This is a genomic window from Paraburkholderia sp. BR14374 (assembly GCF_040948685.1).
Lineage (GTDB): Bacteria > Pseudomonadota > Gammaproteobacteria > Burkholderiales > Burkholderiaceae > Paraburkholderia > Paraburkholderia youngii.
The window spans coordinates 81,756-98,923 of the sequence record NZ_JBFPKF010000021.1 but is presented as its reverse complement, the minus strand read 5'-3'; the positions used below and the strand labels follow the sequence as shown (position 1 = coordinate 98,923).

The 17,168-nt window shown below is 60.0% G+C and carries 15 protein-coding genes and 3 tRNA genes; 13 read left to right on the top strand and 5 right to left on the bottom strand.

The features are described 5' to 3' along the window. The first annotated feature begins 118 nt into the window (after positions 1–118). The 7 genes from AB3X86_RS32205 to AB3X86_RS32175 all read left to right on the top strand — a co-directional run bounded on the left by AB3X86_RS32205 (position 119) and on the right by AB3X86_RS32175 (position 4,824). Entirely contained in the window at positions 119–1,090 is a 972-nt protein-coding gene (locus AB3X86_RS32205; protein ID WP_368599083.1) for a hypothetical protein, read from the top strand. Further along, positions 1,087–2,007 (top strand): acyltransferase family protein, encoded by a 921-nt coding sequence (locus tag AB3X86_RS32200; RefSeq protein WP_368599082.1) that lies wholly within the window; start codon positions 1,087–1,089, stop codon positions 2,005–2,007. The genes AB3X86_RS32205 and AB3X86_RS32200 overlap by 4 nt, the downstream gene beginning before the upstream one ends. Before the next feature lie 444 nt (positions 2,008–2,451). Continuing rightward, positions 2,452–4,020: a hypothetical protein gene (locus AB3X86_RS32195; protein ID WP_368599081.1), complete on the top strand. Its 1,569-nt coding sequence runs from the start codon at positions 2,452–2,454 to the stop codon at positions 4,018–4,020. A 67-nt stretch (positions 4,021–4,087) separates the two neighbouring features. Further along, positions 4,088–4,163 (top strand) — tRNA-Asn (locus AB3X86_RS32190). 3 nt (positions 4,164–4,166) lie between these two features. Beyond that, positions 4,167–4,242, top strand: a tRNA-Gly gene (locus AB3X86_RS32185). A 19-nt stretch (positions 4,243–4,261) separates the two neighbouring features. Next, a tRNA-Thr gene (locus tag AB3X86_RS32180) sits at positions 4,262–4,336 on the top strand. Continuing rightward, on the top strand, positions 4,327–4,824 hold the full coding sequence (locus AB3X86_RS32175; protein WP_368599080.1) for a hypothetical protein: 498 nt from the start codon (positions 4,327–4,329) through the stop codon (positions 4,822–4,824). Before AB3X86_RS32180 ends, AB3X86_RS32175 begins: the two co-directional genes overlap by 10 nt. A 6-nt stretch (positions 4,825–4,830) precedes the next feature. Here the strand turns inward: AB3X86_RS32175 and AB3X86_RS32170 are convergent, their stop codons facing one another. Both AB3X86_RS32170 and AB3X86_RS32165 read right to left on the bottom strand, forming a co-directional pair. Further along, entirely contained in the window at positions 4,831–5,499 is a 669-nt protein-coding gene (locus tag AB3X86_RS32170; protein WP_368599079.1) for a Crp/Fnr family transcriptional regulator, read from the bottom strand. 240 nt (positions 5,500–5,739) lie between these two features. Next, the gene (locus tag AB3X86_RS32165) at positions 5,740–7,503 is read right to left on the bottom strand and encodes a Rieske 2Fe-2S domain-containing protein (RefSeq protein WP_368599078.1); all 1,764 of its coding nucleotides are present in this window, start codon (positions 7,501–7,503) and stop codon (positions 5,740–5,742) included. 268 nt (positions 7,504–7,771) lie between these two features. Between AB3X86_RS32165 and AB3X86_RS32160 the strand changes: the two genes are divergently transcribed. Both AB3X86_RS32160 and AB3X86_RS32155 read left to right on the top strand, forming a co-directional pair. Continuing rightward, entirely contained in the window at positions 7,772–8,701 is a 930-nt protein-coding gene (locus AB3X86_RS32160; RefSeq protein WP_176120492.1) for a Ku protein, read from the top strand. After that, positions 8,698–9,540 (top strand): tetratricopeptide repeat protein, encoded by an 843-nt coding sequence (locus AB3X86_RS32155; RefSeq protein WP_368599077.1) that lies wholly within the window; start codon positions 8,698–8,700, stop codon positions 9,538–9,540. The genes AB3X86_RS32160 and AB3X86_RS32155 overlap by 4 nt, the downstream gene beginning before the upstream one ends. A gap of 28 nt (positions 9,541–9,568) precedes the next feature. Here AB3X86_RS32155 and AB3X86_RS32150 read toward each other — a convergent pair whose 3' ends face one another. Continuing rightward, positions 9,569–10,714 carry an alpha-hydroxy acid oxidase gene (locus AB3X86_RS32150; RefSeq protein WP_368599076.1) on the bottom strand — a complete coding sequence of 382 codons (1,146 nt, stop codon included), beginning with the start codon at positions 10,712–10,714 and terminating at the stop codon, positions 9,569–9,571. A 53-nt stretch (positions 10,715–10,767) separates the two neighbouring features. Next, the gene (locus tag AB3X86_RS32145; protein ID WP_176379765.1) at positions 10,768–11,220 is read right to left on the bottom strand and encodes a universal stress protein; all 453 of its coding nucleotides are present in this window, start codon (positions 11,218–11,220) and stop codon (positions 10,768–10,770) included. Positions 11,221–11,900: 680 nt separating this feature from the next. Between AB3X86_RS32145 and AB3X86_RS32140 the strand changes: the two genes are divergently transcribed. From AB3X86_RS32140 to AB3X86_RS32130, 3 genes are read left to right on the top strand one after another with little or no spacing between them, the layout of a single operon-like run. After that, positions 11,901–12,674, top strand: coding sequence for an ATP-binding cassette domain-containing protein (locus AB3X86_RS32140; protein WP_368367220.1), 774 nt, complete (start codon positions 11,901–11,903; stop codon positions 12,672–12,674). Continuing rightward, entirely contained in the window at positions 12,671–13,711 is a 1,041-nt protein-coding gene (locus AB3X86_RS32135; protein ID WP_312883569.1) for an ABC transporter permease, read from the top strand. The genes AB3X86_RS32140 and AB3X86_RS32135 overlap by 4 nt, the downstream gene beginning before the upstream one ends. Positions 13,712–13,740: 29 nt before the next feature. Continuing rightward, positions 13,741–14,745: a substrate-binding domain-containing protein gene (locus AB3X86_RS32130; RefSeq protein ID WP_176107395.1), complete on the top strand. Its 1,005-nt coding sequence runs from the start codon at positions 13,741–13,743 to the stop codon at positions 14,743–14,745. A 526-nt stretch (positions 14,746–15,271) separates the two neighbouring features. On the opposite strand, the gene AB3X86_RS32125 is transcribed toward AB3X86_RS32130, so the two are convergent. Next, complete coding sequence (locus tag AB3X86_RS32125; protein WP_368599075.1) at positions 15,272–16,282, bottom strand: dienelactone hydrolase family protein; 1,011 nt, start codon at positions 16,280–16,282, stop codon at positions 15,272–15,274. A 404-nt stretch (positions 16,283–16,686) separates the two neighbouring features. Here AB3X86_RS32125 and AB3X86_RS32120 point away from each other — a divergent pair, with 404 nt between their 5' ends. Next, positions 16,687–17,160, top strand: coding sequence for a carboxypeptidase regulatory-like domain-containing protein (locus AB3X86_RS32120; protein WP_176120497.1), 474 nt, complete (start codon positions 16,687–16,689; stop codon positions 17,158–17,160). Positions 17,161–17,168: the final 8 nt, after the last annotated feature.

Here is a 17,168-nt window from a genome sequence, read left to right as displayed (position 1 = left end):
CCTCGAAAGATGGGCGGGGCTTTTCCTTTCTTGGATAAATAGGTGAAGTTTTCCGGCCTTCCCGACCGTGCCAGGCTACGCCTGCGACCAAGCAACAAAGAGAACACCTGCCCACGCCATGCAACTCCGGAATTTCATCGTCCTGCTGACGCTGGCCACCGCTTTTCCCTATGTCGCAGTACCGCTTCTGAATCTCGAACCGAGCGTCACCACCCTCGCCGAGCTTTTGGTACTGATCGAATTTGCAGGCGGCGGCGCACACGTCGCCGCTGGCTACTACTTCTTTCTGGAAAAGGAAGGCCGCTCCATCCTGCTTGCGCACTGGCCGCGAACCATCCTCGTGCCGCTGTGCATGGCGCTCGTCTACGGCATGATCTTCATGAAAGGCACGCCGGCGCTGAAAGCCGCCGCGCTGCTCTTCTATTTCATCTGGCAGACCTGGCACTACCAGCGCCAGAACTTCGGCGTCTCGAGCTTCATGATGCGCGCCGGCCAGCAACCACCGCTAAGAGGCAGCGAACGGCTGCCGATGCAGATGGCCGTCATTGCCGCCATCCTCGCGCTGGTCAAGCTCTACAACCTCGGTACCGACCTCGTGCAGCCGCCGGTAGTGCACGTCATCTGGATTGCCGCCGCGTGCCTGCAGGCTATCGCTATCGTGACCGCGCTGGCTGTCGCGCTCTCCATTCGCCATCAGCAGGGTGCAGCCCGCCGCATCACGGTCATCATGCTCGGCACGCTCTTCTACCTGCCAAGCTTCCTCTATAGCAACCCGATCAACGCCGTCCTCTCGTACGCGCTGGCCCACGGCCTGCAATATCTCGTCTTCATGGGCTATATCGGTGACCGTCAGGAGCGCCGGCTGAGCAGCTGGGCGCGGCTCATCGTGCTGGCGCTGGCTCTCGGCGCGCTGATGATCGTCATGCAGGCGCGTAACGGTCAGCCCGTTCGGGAGTTTGTTTTCGGTGTGTACCTGTCGGTTGTCATGACCCATTTCGTGATGGACGGCATCATGTGGCGCCTGCGCCACGCCCCGCAGCGGGCGTACATGGGACGTATCTTCTCGTTCATCTTCGCCCGGCCCGCATGACCGCAAACCGTTCGCCCGCCCCTCGGGTCGCCTGGCTCGAAGGTCTGCGGGGCGCAGCCACAGTCCAGGTCTTCCTGCTGCATTATCTGACTGCGTTTTTCCCTGGCGCCAATGATCGGAGCGACGCACCGTTTCACTTTGGCTGGGAGGCCTGGATCGCCCGGCCTTCTCCGCTGTTCTGGCTGTTCGACGGCTATTCGGCGGTGTATATATTCTTCCTGCTCAGCGGGACAGTGTTGACGTATTCGTTTCGGGCTTCGCCCCTGCAAATACCCCGGCAAGTCGTGCGGCGCGTCGCCCGCCTCATCGGGCCGGTATTCTTCGCGGCAGCGCTGGCGAGCCTCCTGTTCTCACTGTTCCCAGGCAGCCACGTCGCCGCAGGCGCCGTCACGGGTTCGACGAAGTGGCTCGCGACCATTGGCCCCGACCCGTTCTCGGTTAGCCACTTCGTGCGCGAAGTCGCCGTTGAATCGCTGTTCACCGGCTATCAGTGGAGCACGCTCTTTCCGCCGCTCGAACCGCACCTCGATACGATTGCTGGCTCTTTCAACGCGCCGCTGTGGACGCTGCACTGCGAGCTGTGGGGGTCTTTCCTCGTGATGGCGCTCGTGGCGACTCAACACGTGAGCCGCAAGCTTTATCGCGGGTTGCTGATCGCGACGCCAATCCTGTTCTGGAGCCATCCGCTAATGCTGTTCGTTGCGGGCCACCTGTTGGCGGACTTCGCCCAGCGTGAGCGCGATAAATCGGTATGGCGATCGCTCATGGCGGTAGCATCGCTAGCGCTCGGCGTCGCACTGTGCTGCACTCGCGACTGGCACGTGGTCAACAGCATCCGTCAATGGCTCACGCCGCTCGCGGTCCGGGGCGACGACCTGTTTCACTTCCAGAGCCAGCTCGGAGCCTTCTTCGTTTAACTTGCCGTACTCGCATCGGTTCGTCTGCAACGCTGGCTTTCGTCCCGGCCGTTCCTGCGCCTCGGCAGGCTTTCGTTCAGCGTCTACCTGGTGCACTTCCCCGTGCTCTTCACCGTCAGTTGCTCGATATTCCTGATGTTCTTGCCGCTCGGCTATGGAGTGGCCGTCGCAGTAGCGTGTGGGGTAGGAGTGGTTGTCACGGCGCTATTGGCACTCGCATTCGAGCGTTGGGTGGATGGCATCGCGGTCCAGTTCGCGCGAAATCTGGGCAGGGCGCGCACTGTGCGCGTACAACACGGTATCTAGAGTTATCGTGATTAGACTAGGGACCACTAACTGCGTCATTTCTGCATAACGAGATGCGCTAAAATTCCACGCCTTCCATTACGCATTGGCTTTTATTTAGTGCGCGACGAAACCTTGATCGCGTGCGCGTGCATTACGATGACTACTCAAATAAAAATCGAGTCCGAGGCCGAAATTCAACGTGACACGGGGGCTTTACGCGCGAACCTTGTTCGCGTGGCAATTCCGATATTCTCAATCCTGATGCTTTGGTTTGTGGCGAGAGGGGCGATTGTCGGCACGCTTTCTAACATGGAGCGGTTCAATGGTCACTTTGTGAGTGACGGTTTCAGTTGGACCGCACCGGACATCAACCTTCGGTTGCCGGCGGGCGCACCCACCGGCATGCTAACGATCGTCGGGAATGCAAATCACGATTTGGTCTTGAGCGTTTCCTGCCAGGGTTCGCCTGACTTCCAGATCAACGTTCAACGCGGGCTAATCCGGCAAACTCTCCCCCCAGTGTCCGCGTGTCGCGATGGTGCCATGCATATCCGGTCAGACTGGAGCTTTGTGCCTTCTCCGACTGGCGATAGCAGGAAACTGGCGTTTCAGGTCTACGAGGTACGGTCTGGCGGGAAGGTTATTCCCCTGGCTGATCTCGTCTCGGCCAGCAGTGGCATCTATGCGAAGGAAGCGGTTCGAGTCTCAACCGAGCCGGAGGATGTCCTGACTAACCGCGCGGATGCCGGCTGGTACAAGGGCATCGTGACTACCGGGTACAAGTACAACGGGGACAAGCACGATCAACAGAACGTCGCATGGCCATTTCTCTATCCATACTTGGCTAAGGCGGCCCAGACCGTCACCGGCCTCAAAGTAGAGGCAGTCTTGATAAATTTGAACGCGGCACTGTTGCTCGCGGCAATGTTTACGCTTTATGCGTTAGGCCGCATGAGTCGACTTTCGCAGTGGCAATCATTGCTCGCTCCCGCGTGGCTGGCCTTCAATCCGTTCGCGTTTTTTCTTGTCGGCGGCTTCAGCGAAACTCTGTTCGTCGCACTCGAGTTCGTTGGCCTCGTCTTCATGTTGAAGCGATGGTATTACGCCGCAGCAATCGCCGTCGCACTGATGTCAGCAACGCGCTTTGCCGGCGCCTTGGCCTACTTCTGGATCGCAGGTCTCATCATATTTGAGCCGTCGTTCAATACCAGAAAGCGCATCTTTATGCTCGCGTCCACGGCCGTATTGAGCAGCTTTGGTATCCTGGCTGACATCGCGGTCAAATGGAAAACGACGGGTTATCCGCTTGCCGCGTTTCAGGTGCGCGCAGCGTGGACGCCGAGTCGATTCGGGCCGTTCAAACTGTTTCTCCGACCTTTGGATCTAATGCATGGGGAGTACGTTTTCGCATGCATCCCGCTGATGGCGCTGGGGACATACGCGATTTACTGCGTCTGGGAAGCAACGCGCGATAAATATGACCGTAGGACGCTGCTTCTACTCTGTGGCGGCCTTTCAATGGCAATTTTGTCCATCGTCATCAGCGGAGACTTTCACGCCAATGGCCGGTATTTCCTGACGTTTGCGCCTGCGATCACTGGGATTTTGCGTGCTGACGGAGCCTCCACAAAATGCCAGCCTGTTCTTGGCATCGCCATGACCGTCGGCGCAGCATTTATGGTTTTCAACACCGTTCTCATTGAGATGGGGCTCCCTCCCAACTAAAAATATCTGTCACTGCTCCTTTTGCATGACCAATGTTGTACAATCCGGTCCGCTTCTTAAAGCCTGATCCCCGATAGCTCAGTCGGTAGAGCGCCGGACTGTTAATCCGTAGGTCCCTGGTTCGAGCCCAGGTCGGGGAGCCAAATGCGGGAGTAGCTCAGTTGGTAGAGCGCAACCTTGCCAAGGTTGAGGTCGCGAGTTCGAGCCTCGTCTCCCGCTCCAGCGTTACGTCATCTAGACGGCCCATGTGGCTCAGTGGTAGAGCACTCCCTTGGTAAGGGAGAGGTCGGCAGTTCGATCCTGCCCATGGGCACCATCAATCGTTCGCACCGGCAATCAATCTGCCGGCTTCTTCGCGATCAATCCCCACGCTCGCTTGTAGATGATCAGTCAGTCACATCGCTTGAGCGGCCGAGTTTTTCACACATCGGCGTCCATCGAAAGCCATCCCGCTTGACCAATGATGACCTGTTTGTGATTGCGATCACAGCTTCTCTCGAACGCTGGCGTATATTCTGCGCACTGACAGAAGCCCTTGGTATGCAACAGGTAAAGAGCGGTACGTCACACGACGAAGACGCACGAGATATGACGCTCGCAACGGTACAGCGATGGCGCATCGATTCGACGAGCCTGAACGTGACCGTCCATCTCGACGCGGACAGGTTTCCGGCGAGCCCCGTCGCACCGAATCAGCGTGGCTTCGTACTGGATGCGGAGCAGGCACGTCAGATGATCCGTGACCTGAGTGCGGCGGTGCTGGCACTGACCCAAAAACCGGTACGGATCTCTGCGCAACCCTGAGTCGCTTCAACTTGGCGTCTGGCCGGTTGCGAGGTGGTGCAACGCGACACGGTCCCGAATGCGGATCGCCTTGCCTTCCCGTTCGACAATCCCACGCTTTTCGAGCGACGTGATCACACGCGACACCGTCTCGCGGCTCACACCCGCCATGGCCGCAATCGTGACCTGACTGGGCAGTTCGACAAGCGGCGAATCGAAGGCCTGACTCTGGTTGATGGCCGCCTCGATCACGGCGGTCACACGCGCATCCGCACGCGGCTGGCTTCGCGAGCTGCGCGCCGCGAGTAGCGTTCTGGCGCGACTCGCGATCAGGTTATTCAGCGAGCGCGCCACGTCCGGGTCGCTGAGAAGCCGTCGGGCGTGCGCCCGGTCGAGCAGGCCGACGATACTGGCCTTCGTAGCAATTACATTGCCCACGGTCGGCGCGCAGTTGAGGATCGAAATCTCGCCCGTACACTCGTCGGGATTGACAACGTAGAGCGGGAGCTCGACACCATCCTCGGAGTATGTCGACACTCGGAGCTGTCCCTCGATGAGGAAGATCAGCGGCGACTCTATGGCCCCCTGATAGCAAACGTAATCGCCCTCCTTGACGTGTACAACCTTGGTGAGCCTGGTCGTGTTGCCGACTATTTCGCTTCGTGCCTCGCGAAGCAGAATTTGTTTTCTCAACATTATTCGAATTACGTATGCGACCTACTGAGATAGAGCAGAAAAACTCGGCACGGAGAATACCGGTAACTAAATGTAACGCAAACTAAAAGTAAGTAATGAAGAGAATGGGGCAGCCGCATAAGAAAAAATTGCTTGGTGTTTTCTGCGCGGCGCTGCGCCGCTTTTATGCGTGCTGCATGAACCCGCGGGGAGGTTCCTTTAAAACGTGTCCGGACGGACACCATTAGCGAGCTTGGCAGGTCAATGCAGTTCACTTCCCAGCATCAGCCGCCGCGCGATGTCGGCCGTCTGCAGCATCCCACGTTCAGTCGGTGAATGGGCCGCGAGATAGCGGACGACTGCAATGAGAATGTGCCGTCCTTCGGCAGTATTGCCCCATGCAGCAAACTGCCGAACGCCTGCCTCCAGCATCTGATAGGCATGAAAGCCGGCATCTTCACGCAACACGGCAAGCGCAAGCGTGGCAATGAGCGCCTGCGGCGGATGACCGAGCGTAAGATGGCGCGCCACCAGCTTCGCCGCAAGATCGACCTGACGCTGCCGATCGAAAGCGTCGAGCAAGGCCGTTCGGATCGTCCCCTCATCGGCAGGAAGGTCGTCGAGCGGATCATCGTCCTCGCCCGGGATGCGGGCGGGCGGAACGTTCAGATATCTCGCCAGGTAGAGCGCCATGGCTCCGTGCAGTACGCCGCGAACGCCGATGACTCGAGTGTCGAAGCTTGCGTCCCCGACACGCCTGAGAATCTGATGGAGCGCGTTGGCATGGGTAAACACATGATGCGCGGTCTCCCAGTCGGAGTACTCGTTGGCATTGCCGAAGCGGGCCACGCGCAACGCCGCTCCGTAAGCGAGGGCTTGTCCCAGGTCGGCAGACGCAGCGCCTGCGCGGATCGCCTCCTTCAGCGAGTCAATGATTCTCGCTGGATCGTCTGAAAGCAGTTCCCAGGCAAGCGCCGCGTGATCCGACCAGCCTTGCACGCTGCGCCCGGCAGCGAAGAGGTTCGAGATCTGGCTGGCCGCTTCGTCGCACATCGCGACGAGATCGAGGGGCTGGCGCCACGCGGTCGATTCCTCGGCACCCCGGGCGCTCACCATTTGGGCGATGACAGTGGGCAGCACAGCCGACGCGTGCTCCCAGCCGATCAGATCGAGGCATTCAAACGCCTTGTTGATGAAGTCGAGCAAATGCCCGGAGTCCGCGAAGGCCCGCTCCGTCCCGGCGGACAGCAACGCATCCGCGAGCACGGCGGGTGCGAGACCGGAGGCAATCGCAGTCAACAGCGTGCGCTCGGCCGCCTCGCGGTGGCGCACGTTGGTCCACAGGCTCAGCCAACGATCGAGCGTGGCGGGGTCCGGCCGGCTCGCAAGCGGCGTACGTTCGCGCCGCGGCGCCTCGCCGTTGCAGTCCGCCGCTACACGGCGCGCGCCGTGGAACAGGGCGAGATAGGTTTCGTCTGCGGGCAGCACGGACAACAGATTGCTGAGTGCTGTGAGTACCGTGAGACCAACGCCCCAGCCGTCACGGTTTTGCGCTCCGAACAGCGCGACCTGCCGCACGATATCGACCCTTGGCACATCGGCGGCGAGCTGGCCATGCACGGCTTTGGCGATGACAAGTCCAAGGTCATGTGTGAGGCCATCCGCAAGCCGTTGACGCCAGTGCGCGGCAGCATCGGGATGATCAGACCTGGTTGCGACCCAGACGTCGCCATTGCGTATTTGGACCGCGTAGCTGGGGACATCATCTGCCCAAAGGTCGAACGTGCAGCCGCTTTCCAGATCGAAGCGGGCATGGTGCCAGTGACAGGTCAGGATGCCGTCTTCGACAGTGCCTCGCTCGAGCGGGAATCCCATGTGCGGGCATCGATTATCAACGGCACAGACACGCTCGCGGTCGCAGATCACGACGATCGGGCCATGTCTACCCTGGACAATGCACCGCCCTTTCGCTCGCAGTTCTTTGAGGCTTCCAGCGAGCACGAATTCTTCGTCCCGGGGATCCATGTGCGAGCCTCCCGCGTTAGTCCTACAGGCCTTTCAGATGCGACCGCTTCCCCCAAACATAAGCATACTCTCCGGACAAAATGCCAAAGGCGCGGGCAGCGGGCCCAGATCTATACCGATAGGCACAACCTATGCTTTGCGATCTCACCGGGCGTTAGCGCCTTAAAACGCCGTAGAATTCCCCAAGCACAATTCACCTCGTAGTTCACCTTCGTGCGATCCAACCGAGTTTGTGCGACCAGCGGTCGCCGGTTATCGGGAGACAGTCATGGCTGCGCGTTCAATTGCGTCTCTGACGCTTTCCTTCGGTCTGGTATCCATTCCGGTCAAGCTCTACTCGGCAACGGACAGTGCTTCAGGTGTGGGATTCCATCTCCTGACGCCTGACGGCGGGCGGGTCAAACAGCAGTACATCTCCGAGGCGACAGGCGAGGTCGTGGCGCGAGCCGACATGAAGAAAGGCTATGAGTTTGAGAAAGGCCAGTTCGTCGTTTTCACGCCAGACGAACTGAAAGCGCTCGAGGAAGGCGCAACGCATGTCGTTGAGATTGTCTCCTTCGTGCCGGAGAGGTCGGTAGACCCGCTGTATTACGACAAGGCTTATTTCATCGCGCCAGACAAGCGCGGCGGCAAACCGTACAGTCTGCTTCAGCAGGCGATGCGCGAAAGCGAACGGTGCGCGCTCGCAAAATGGTCATACAAAGGGAAGACGCGCATCGTCCAGATTCGCTCAGCCGAAGATGGCATGGTGTTTCAGCAACTGTTGTTCGCGGACGAGGTTCGCTCGCTGAGCGAATTGCACATCGAGCATGTTGCAGTGACCGGCACCGAGCTGCAGCTCGCGCTGCAAATAATCGACCAGGTTTCCGAAGACTCGTATGACCCAACGGCATACGAAGATGAGGAGAAGAAGCGGATTCTGGCAGCGATCGACCAGAAAATCGCCGGCAAGCAGATCGTGTCTCCGGCCGAACCGGGCATGGAGTCGGGCGCCGAAGTGATTGACCTGATGGAAGCCCTTCGTGCGAGCCTTGGCCGCAACAAGACCAAACAGGCCGCGTCCGCAAAAGCCGCGCCCGTAAAAAAGGCGCCCGCAGCCGCTTCCGATGAGCTCGCATCCAAACCGAGGCGACCGGCGAAGAGGGCGCCCGCCAAGGTTGAAGAAGCGGCTCCGGCCAAGGTTCGGGCGCGCAAGTGAAAAGGCGCAATGCCTCGCACGACTACTCGTTGCGCAGTCTCCAGTCGCTGCTGGGTGTCTCACGACGAGTGCTGTCCGGCCTGATAGACGCTGGATTCGTGCAACCGTCGCGTGGTCGTCGTAACGAGCTCCGGTTCACGTTCCGCGACGTCGTGTTGTTGCGCACAGCTTTCCAGCTTCAGTCGGCCAAAATCGCGTCACGCAAAATTCTGCGAGCGCTTGCGCGGCTCAAAGCGGAATTGCCTGAAGAGCTTCCACTGACCGGCATCCGCATCACGGCTGTCGGTGACTCGGTGGTCGTCAAGACAGGTGAATCGCAATGGGATGCGACCTCGGGCCAGCTTCTGCTCGATCTGGAAGTGGCGCCTGTCAAGGGCGAAGTGGCGTTCCTCGACGCTGCGCCCCGGAACATCGTTGGCCGGGAAAAGCAAACCGAGGAGTGGTTTGCTCTTGCGGAGGAACTTACCGATAGCGACGTCATCGGTGCTGAGCAGGCCTATAAAAAGGTGCTCGAGTTATCGCCGACTCCGCACTACGACGCTTATAACAACCTGGGCGTCCTGCTTTGCGAGGTCGGGATGAAGTACGACGAGGCATTGTCCGTCTTTGACCGGGCGCTGGAGCATTTTCCGCAGGACGCTCTGTTGCACTTCAATCGCGCGGTCGCTCTGGAAGAACTGCAGCGCTACGACGCAGCGGTGCAAGCCTATGAACGATGCATCGAGCTCAACCCCACTCATGCCGACGCTCACTTCAATATTGCACGCCTGAGCGAGATCCGAGGCGACAAGCAGGGACTTCTGAGGCACCTGAGTGCGTATCGACGTCTCAGCAGGTGACGCGCACTCAACTGCTTTGCGGGGCAGGCTATCGAAAGCGAAGACTTTCGCGAGAAAGCTCGCTCACCGAGCTACATCCCATCAACTTCATGCCCCGCTCTAACTCTGTTCTCATCAAGGCCAGCGCCCGCTCAACGCCAGCCTGCCCAGCCGCTGCCAGCGGGAACAAATAGTAACGTCCGACGCCAACGGCTTTGGCCCCTAGAGCCAGAGCCTTCAGAACATGGGTTCCGCGTTGCACACCTCCATCCATGATGACGTCCAGCTTGTCGCCCACCGCATCTGCAACCTCCGCAAGCTGATCGAACGCGGCTCTCGATCCATCCAGCTGCCTGCCGCCATGATTGGACAGCACGATGCCGGTACAGCCAATTGCGGCCGCACGCTTCGCGTCCTCGACAGACATCACGCCCTTGAGGCAAAACTGGCCATCCCAGTCCCGGACCATCTCGGCGACGTCGTCCCAGTTCATCGAAGGGTCCAACATTTCCGTGAAGTAGCGGCCAATCGACATCGCACCGCCGCCAAAGTCGACGTGGGTCTCCAGTTGCGGCATGGAAAAGCGCTCATGCGTGACGTAGTTCAGAACCCATTTGGGCTTCAGCGCGAATTGAAGCATACCGCTAAAGGTGAGTCTGAAAGGGATGGTGAAGCCTGTACGCAGGTCGCGCTCGCGGTTTCCACCAGTGATACTGTCGACCGTCAGCATCATCACATCGATGCCAGTCTCTTTGGCGCGTTGCATCATTGCTCGGTTTAAACCGCGGTCCTTATGGAAGTAGAACTGGTACACCTGCGGTGTCGGGAACGCTTTGCGCAACTCTTCCATGCTGACCGTGCCGAGCGAAGAAACGCCGAACATCGTTCCGTACTTCGACGCCGCGGCGGCCACTGCGCGTTCGCCTTCATGGTGAAAAAGGCGTTGCAGTGCGGTCGGGGAACAATACACAGGCATCGCCAGCCGCTGGCCGAGCACTTGCACCGAGAGATCCACGTCACCGACTCCCCGCAACACATTGGGTACCAGGTCACATTGCTGGAAGCTCTCGGTGTTCCGGCGATAGGTCACTTCGTCGTCGGCGGCGCCATCGATGTAGTTAAAGATCGGGCCCGGCAGTCTGAGCCGTGCCAGTTCACGGAAGTCGTGAAAGTTATGGCAATCGCTTATTTGCATATTGCGAGGCAGCCGCCGATTTGGCCTCCTGGAAGACCAAACTTCGGGGACGGTCAATTCTCATGCCGCGTTTTTTTCATCGTCGCCGGATCGCGCACGATGGTGACCGCGCATGGCGCGTAGGCGAGCACCTGGCGGGCGACCGAGCCGATCAGCCAGCGATCGAACGGCGTATGTCCCCGATGCCCCACCACGAGATGATCGATAGCATGCCGCTCCGCATACAGCACGATCTCTTTCGCCGGCGGCCCGACCACGAGATCGAACTCCACGGCCCCGTTCGAAGCGGCGAGCTTCGCCTTCACGTCGTCGAGGATCTCGTTGGCATGGCGCACTTCCAGCTCGATCAGATTTTTTCGCTCGACTTCGATCGCGCCCCAGTCCGGCGTGCGCGCGACGACGAGCACATGCAAGCGCGCGTCGAAACGCTTGGCCAGATCGACCGCGAAAGTCACGGCATATTGCGCGGATGCCGAGCCGTCATAACCTACCAGCACGTTCTGCATGATCTGCTCCTGTGCGGTTCCCACCGGGTCGCGGCTTCGTCTGACGAAATCCATCGGGCCGTTTGCGTGAACCGCGAACTCTCCCCGACTTCGCGGCGTCGGCGCGAAAGCATGTGCGATCCACTCGCGAACCTGCCGCGTGGATCGTCACGCGGACGGCGTCGGCACCTGCGGTGTTGAATCAGTTGTCGTCGCTTCTGGACGGGAGGTGCTCGTGAGGCTCGGGCTCTGCCGCGTCCGCATTAGGAAGGTCGTCTGGGGCCGGTTTTTGCGAACCCTTCGGACCGGGATGGCCAGTCGTGCCGGCGGAAGATTGCGCGGGGTCGCGAGAGATGCCGGTCGGCTCAGCGGATGGATTGGAGGTCATGATGTGCTCCTACGCTGATGAATGCAGCTTCTATCATCATAGTCCCCTGGCCAGTTTGAGTGATAGACGCTGTGACACCCGCGCTGTCACGCCGCCGGCACTTTCTAGCCACGGTCGGGCGATTCTTGAACTAGACTTTAAATCTTGCTGAATTGCATAGACAGTTTCAATGTAAGTTGATGCGGCGATCGATAAGCAAAAAGGAAGGTTTTATGGCTATCGTCGTACACAACATCCCTGTGGTTTCTTCGAGCTGGGGCGTAGCGTGACGGCGAGCGATGCCGCGCCCGCTACGAGCGCCTGGCGACATATCGTGCGCGCGCAGGGCATCAGCCTGTCCTACGGCAAGATACGCGCGCTGTCCGGCATCGACCTCGCCATTGGGCGCAACGAGATCGTCGGCCTGATCGGCGACAACGGCGCGGGCAAATCGACGCTTATCAAGGTGCTGACCGGTGTCGTGCGGCCGAGCACGGGCAAGCTGTTCATCCGCGACGAGGAGGTCGACTGGAGCCGCTTTTCCGTGCGCGAGGCGCACCGATTGCGCTTCGAGACGGTCTATCAGGAAAAATCGCTGGGCGAGAAGCAGCCGCTGTGGCGTAATTTTTTTGTCGGCCGGCAAATCACCAACCGGTTCGGTTTCATCAATGTCGCCGAACAACGGCGCATCGCCAACGAAATCTTGAAGCACCAGCTCGGTTTCCGCGGCGTGGGGATCGACGCGGATTCGTTGATTGCGAAACTCTCCGGTGGCGAGCGCCAGGGCATCGCGATCGGACGGGCAATGTATTTCGAAAGCGATCTGATCATCCTCGATGAACCGACGGTGGCGCTTGCCATCAGCGAGGTGCGCAAGGTTCTCGACTTTGTGCGTTCGATCAAGGAATCCGGCCGCGCTTGCATCTACATCGAACATAACCTTGCCCATGTGCACGAGCTCGCCGATCGACTGGTCGTGCTCGATCGTGGCCGGATCGTCGCGGAATTCAAGTCCGGTGAGATGAGCCTCGAGGAACTCACCCGGTTCCTGATTTCGCTACAGCAGAGCGGGCACGGGCCGGCGCCGGTTGCGGGGACACGAACGTGAGCGATCCGATTAAAGAAAAACGGCCGGCGCGGTTAGTGTTTTTTCGCCTGCCAGCTTTTGCTCGCGTGGAGGGATTGCCGAGCGTGGTCGTGTTTGCGTTGGTGGTCGGCCTGTTCATGGCGACCGCACCGCGGGTCTTTTTAGGCTGGCCAATCTACTTCTCCTTCCTGACCACCGTGCCGCCGCTGGTGGTGTTGGCGATCGGGCTGACTCTGGTGATTGCGGCCGGCGAGATCGATCTGTCGTTCCCGTCGGTAATGGCATTCGCCGGCTTTCTGTTCGCCTGGTGCGTGAACACCACCGGATCAGCGTGGCTTGCCGTTATTGCGGCGTTGGCTGGCGGCGCGCTGGTCGGCGTGGTGAACGGGGTGCTGGTCGCGGTGGTCGGTGTGCCGTCGATCATCGTGACGATTGGCACGCAGTTCCTCTGGGCCGGTGTTGCTTCGATTCTTTCCGGCGGGCTTTCCAATGCGCTACAGCAACTCGCCAGTGGTTCGGCTTATGCAGTATTCGCGGGCACGCTGTTCGACGTGGTCCCGATGCAGGCGCTCTGGGCGCTCGGGCTCGCAATATTCATGTGGTTCATCCTCAATCGCCACCGTTTCGGCGAGCACGTGCTGTTCATCGGAGACAACCGCAACGTGGCGAAGGTCGTGGGCATCAACGTGCCGCGTGAGACGGTGAAACTGTTCACGCTGATGGGGGTGCTGGCCGGATTCGCAACGGTTCTGCTCACGCTCGAGAATCTGAACTACTTCTCGACCCAGGGGCAAGGCTACCTGCTGCCGGCGCTGGCCGGTGTGTTCATCGGCGGAACCTCGGTGTTCGGTGGCACGGCGACGATCGTGGGTACGTTCTTCGGCACCTTCGTGATTGGCATGCTGGAGGCGGGAATCGTTGCGACAGGTATCGCCGGCTTCTGGGTGCAGGCGATCGAAGGAGTGGTGTTCATCGTCGCCGTGATCCTGCATCTGTTGGTCGAGAATCCCGCCAGGCTGCGTGTATTGCGCGAAAAACTCAGGTTTGGCGGGAGATAAAGCCGTTAAATCAGGAGATAGGAGCAGAAATGATCAAGATCATGACGGGATTCCTGCTAGGGGCGAGCGTTGTTGCGTTCGGCCTCGCGCCAACCGCCGGTGCCACCGAGCCGACCACGACGGGGCCGCTCGGCGCCGGTATGACGATGTATATGCAGATGGGCGGAAACCCCGGCGACGGCGCGACGCTGCCACGTCAGACCGGCGCTGCGGACGCGGGACATGCCCTCGGCATCAAGGTGATCGAGCAGTTTTCGGCCTGGAGTCCGGAGACGATGCTTGCGCAGTTTCGCCAGGCGATGGCGGCGCATCCGACGTGTATCGGCATCATGGGCCATCCTGGCGATCCAGCCTTCGCACCACTGATCAAACAGGCTGTAGACCAGGGCATCATCGTTACCGTCGGCAATACGCCGCTGCCGGAAAACCAGAAGCTCTACGACGCGAAGGGCTTCGGCTATGCCGGCGTCGAACTCTACATCGGCGGGCAGATCACTGCTCAGGCGATGCTCAACGCCGGGCTCAAGAAGGGCGACGAGGCGCTCGAATATGGCGTCTTCAACGAGAGTGTGCGCAGCCAGTCTGACCGTGGCCTTTCCGAGACGCTGGAAAAGGCCGGTGTGAAGGTGACGAGGCTCAATATCTCACCGCAGGTGGATGCCGACTCATCGCTCGCCGTGCCGATCCTGGTCGCCTTTATCCAGGCGCACCCTGATCTGAAGGCGATCGGCACACAGCACGGTGGCGTGACCGGGTTCATTCCGCAGGCGCTCCAGCAGGCTGGCAAGAAGCCGGGGCAAATCATCGTGGGCGGCATCGATCTGGCGCCCGCCACGATTTCCGGCTTGCAGAACAAGTACCTCACTGCGACGCTCGACCAGCAGCTTTATCTGCAGGGCTTCCTGCCGGTTACGCAATGCGTGCTCTCGGCTGCCTATCATTTCGCGGGACTGACCATCAACACCGGCGCAGGTGTGCAGACACCCGCGACGATCGACTCGCTGATTCCGCTGATCAAGCGCGGGATCCGCTAGGAACTCGTCCCCTCCAGACGCGGACCGGTTACCTCTGCGCACCGTGTCCGCGAGCATCAAGAAGGTGCGGTTGAGCTTCACGTTCTGGTCGATGCCACTGATGAACACCGGACGGCCCGTACGCGAGCGTCCGTGAAGCCGCCCCAGAAGATTTGGTTAATTGTCCGGAAGTGAATCGGGATCCTCTACGCTGCATTGTAGAGTTCACGATTCAATGACGTTTGCGACGCCAACTGGTTGCCAAAACCACCTTGTCAAGCGGCGTCTTGTCGATGTCTCTTTGCGAAAAGACATTCGAAAGGTAAAGCGAACTCTCCGCACACCTGGGCGGACGAATTGAAATAGCGGCCCAAAAATGGGAGCCGGGAAAGCAGCGAGTGTTATGGCTATTGCAGCGCCGATGTGCGCTTCATACTTGAAACGCGCATAAGGACGGATTGAAAGTGAAACTGGCTCTCGTCACGGAACGGCCGTTGGTTGAAGCTTAGGATAGCCTCGGAGTTCGCAAACGAACCGGCCTTCCGGGTCACCGAGCGGGCGCGCCAAGTTTGAGCGTGCCCGTCACGAACTCGCGGACTGTCTTCCTGGCATTGATCGCGGCCTTTTCGTCGTACGCGAGGGTCGCTCCATACTCGACGCAGGGATCGCTGTAAGTAAAAAGCTGGCCAGTCGCTGCGTCCATGATTTGGCCGTTCTGTGCTTCGCTCAGTTGACAGCTTCTTATGGTCTGCGCCTTGGCGAGAACGATTGGCTTCTCCGCGGCTTTCCAGTCGAACATATGCTGGGCGCCCGAGTACTCGACGAACTTGATGTCTTTTCCCTTGGCGCGCAGTCTTTCGACGTATGCGCGGCATGACGCGACCGGAGCAAACTCATCTGCACTGCCATGAAAAACGAGCACGGGCTTGTCGTCGAAATCGTCATCGGCTCTAAAGGCCGTGTTGCAGTTCGGATAGAACGCTATGTACCCGGCGAAGCCCTTGCCGGAAGTGGAGCCGTGCAATTGTTGAAACCGTTTGAGATCAGCATATAACGCTGGTTGTCCGCCGCGTGATTCGCCCATCAGTATCACCCGCTCCGGATCGACTCTTGGATGCTTCTGGAGCAGGTCGAGTGCGCGATACGCGTCCTCGAGCTGCACGAGCCGGCCCAGTTGCCCCTGGTCGTTGAGCGTGCTGACGATACCGCGCCCCGCGAAACTGTCGACGACGAACGTGGCGACGCCCATCGCAAGGAATTCCTGCTGCCAGTCGGTGATTCCGCTGTTGATGCCGCCCGATGGATGAAGCATGACGATCGCAGGAAGACGATCCGAACCCGCCTTGGGTAGGCTCAGCACCCCCGCAACGGTGACCGGCTTGCCCGGTTCGTGTCCGCGGAGGAACTGTTCGTCGGTGAGTGTGACCGACTGCAGCGGTAGAACCTCTGTCCGCACTACCTGGGCAGCGATTGAAGCGGGAAAGGCCGCAGCCACACTTATCGATGCGACCAGGCATAGGTGCCGCAGACCAGCACCGGATTGCGCGAGTAATGACATGGCGACATCCTCCTGACCGCAACGGCGCGTCGGCCCAATAACGTCCCTTTGAACATAGACGATTGAATGGGCTTCTCAAGATCGAGGCGGCGCCTAGCTCCGGCGTTCTGAAGAATGTCTTATAAGTTCTGGTCTGGGACTGGCTCAAACATTGCTGACCGATGCCGTGGACCAGTCGCGCGGTATGCATGGCAGTGACCCATTGGCGTATCTACACTCTGCTACGCGCCCTATGTCGTATTATTCGTGATGAGTCCGCTGCTGACCGTGGTCGTGAGGTGCCCTCGCTCGTGGCCGGCCCCCGGCGCGCGATGCGTTTCCAACCTGGTGCAAGCGTTCTTCCACCCGACGAACCGGGCACGCACTCCAACCGGCAGTCGGCAATACTGTAAGGAGCAGTCACGATGAAAATGCAACGAAACGCTCCCCGGATCGCGTCGACCCTGCTCGCCGCGGCGTTCACACTGGTTCAGGCAGGCGTCGCGGTCGCGCAGACGGCTGCTCCGCAGAGCGCCAGCGAGATCCACAGGACCGGCATGCCACCGACGCAGCAGCAGGGCGACATATCGTTCGTGACCGGCGGAGTTGGTCGCGACGAGTCGACCGCGCTGCGGCAGGCACGCAGGCAGTGGCCGCTGTCTCTGCAGTTCACGGGACCCGGTGCGAGCTATGTGGCCGACGTCCAGGTGCAGATCGCCAAAGGCGGCGCTTCCGTGTTCGAGGCCACGTCGAAGGGGCCGTACATGCTCGTGCGGCTGCCTCAAGGGCGTTATACGATCAGCGCCACTTACAGCGGCGTGACCAGAAAGCAGACGGTGAACGTCCGCGGCAATGGCAGCGCGCGCGCGACGTTCTCGTTTCCGTCCGGCGGCCACTGAGCGCAGTC

Coding starts and splice junctions, on each gene's coding strand:
- AB3X86_RS32205 (WP_368599083.1), top strand. CDS start 119: ATGCAACTCCGGAATTTCATCGTCCTGCTGACGCTGGCCACCGCTTTT.
- AB3X86_RS32200 (WP_368599082.1), top strand. CDS start 1,087: ATGACCGCAAACCGTTCGCCCGCCCCTCGGGTCGCCTGGCTCGAAGGT.
- AB3X86_RS32195 (WP_368599081.1), top strand. CDS start 2,452: ATGACTACTCAAATAAAAATCGAGTCCGAGGCCGAAATTCAACGTGAC.
- AB3X86_RS32175 (WP_368599080.1), top strand. CDS start 4,327: ATGGGCACCATCAATCGTTCGCACCGGCAATCAATCTGCCGGCTTCTT.
- AB3X86_RS32170 (WP_368599079.1), bottom strand. CDS start 5,499: ATGTTGAGAAAACAAATTCTGCTTCGCGAGGCACGAAGCGAAATAGTC.
- AB3X86_RS32165 (WP_368599078.1), bottom strand. CDS start 7,503: ATGGATCCCCGGGACGAAGAATTCGTGCTCGCTGGAAGCCTCAAAGAA.
- AB3X86_RS32160 (WP_176120492.1), top strand. CDS start 7,772: ATGGCTGCGCGTTCAATTGCGTCTCTGACGCTTTCCTTCGGTCTGGTA.
- AB3X86_RS32150 (WP_368599076.1), bottom strand. CDS start 10,714: ATGCAAATAAGCGATTGCCATAACTTTCACGACTTCCGTGAACTGGCA.
- AB3X86_RS32145 (WP_176379765.1), bottom strand. CDS start 11,220: ATGCAGAACGTGCTGGTAGGTTATGACGGCTCGGCATCCGCGCAATAT.
- AB3X86_RS32130 (WP_176107395.1), top strand. CDS start 13,741: ATGATCAAGATCATGACGGGATTCCTGCTAGGGGCGAGCGTTGTTGCG.
- AB3X86_RS32125 (WP_368599075.1), bottom strand. CDS start 16,282: ATGTCATTACTCGCGCAATCCGGTGCTGGTCTGCGGCACCTATGCCTG.
- AB3X86_RS32120 (WP_176120497.1), top strand. CDS start 16,687: ATGAAAATGCAACGAAACGCTCCCCGGATCGCGTCGACCCTGCTCGCC.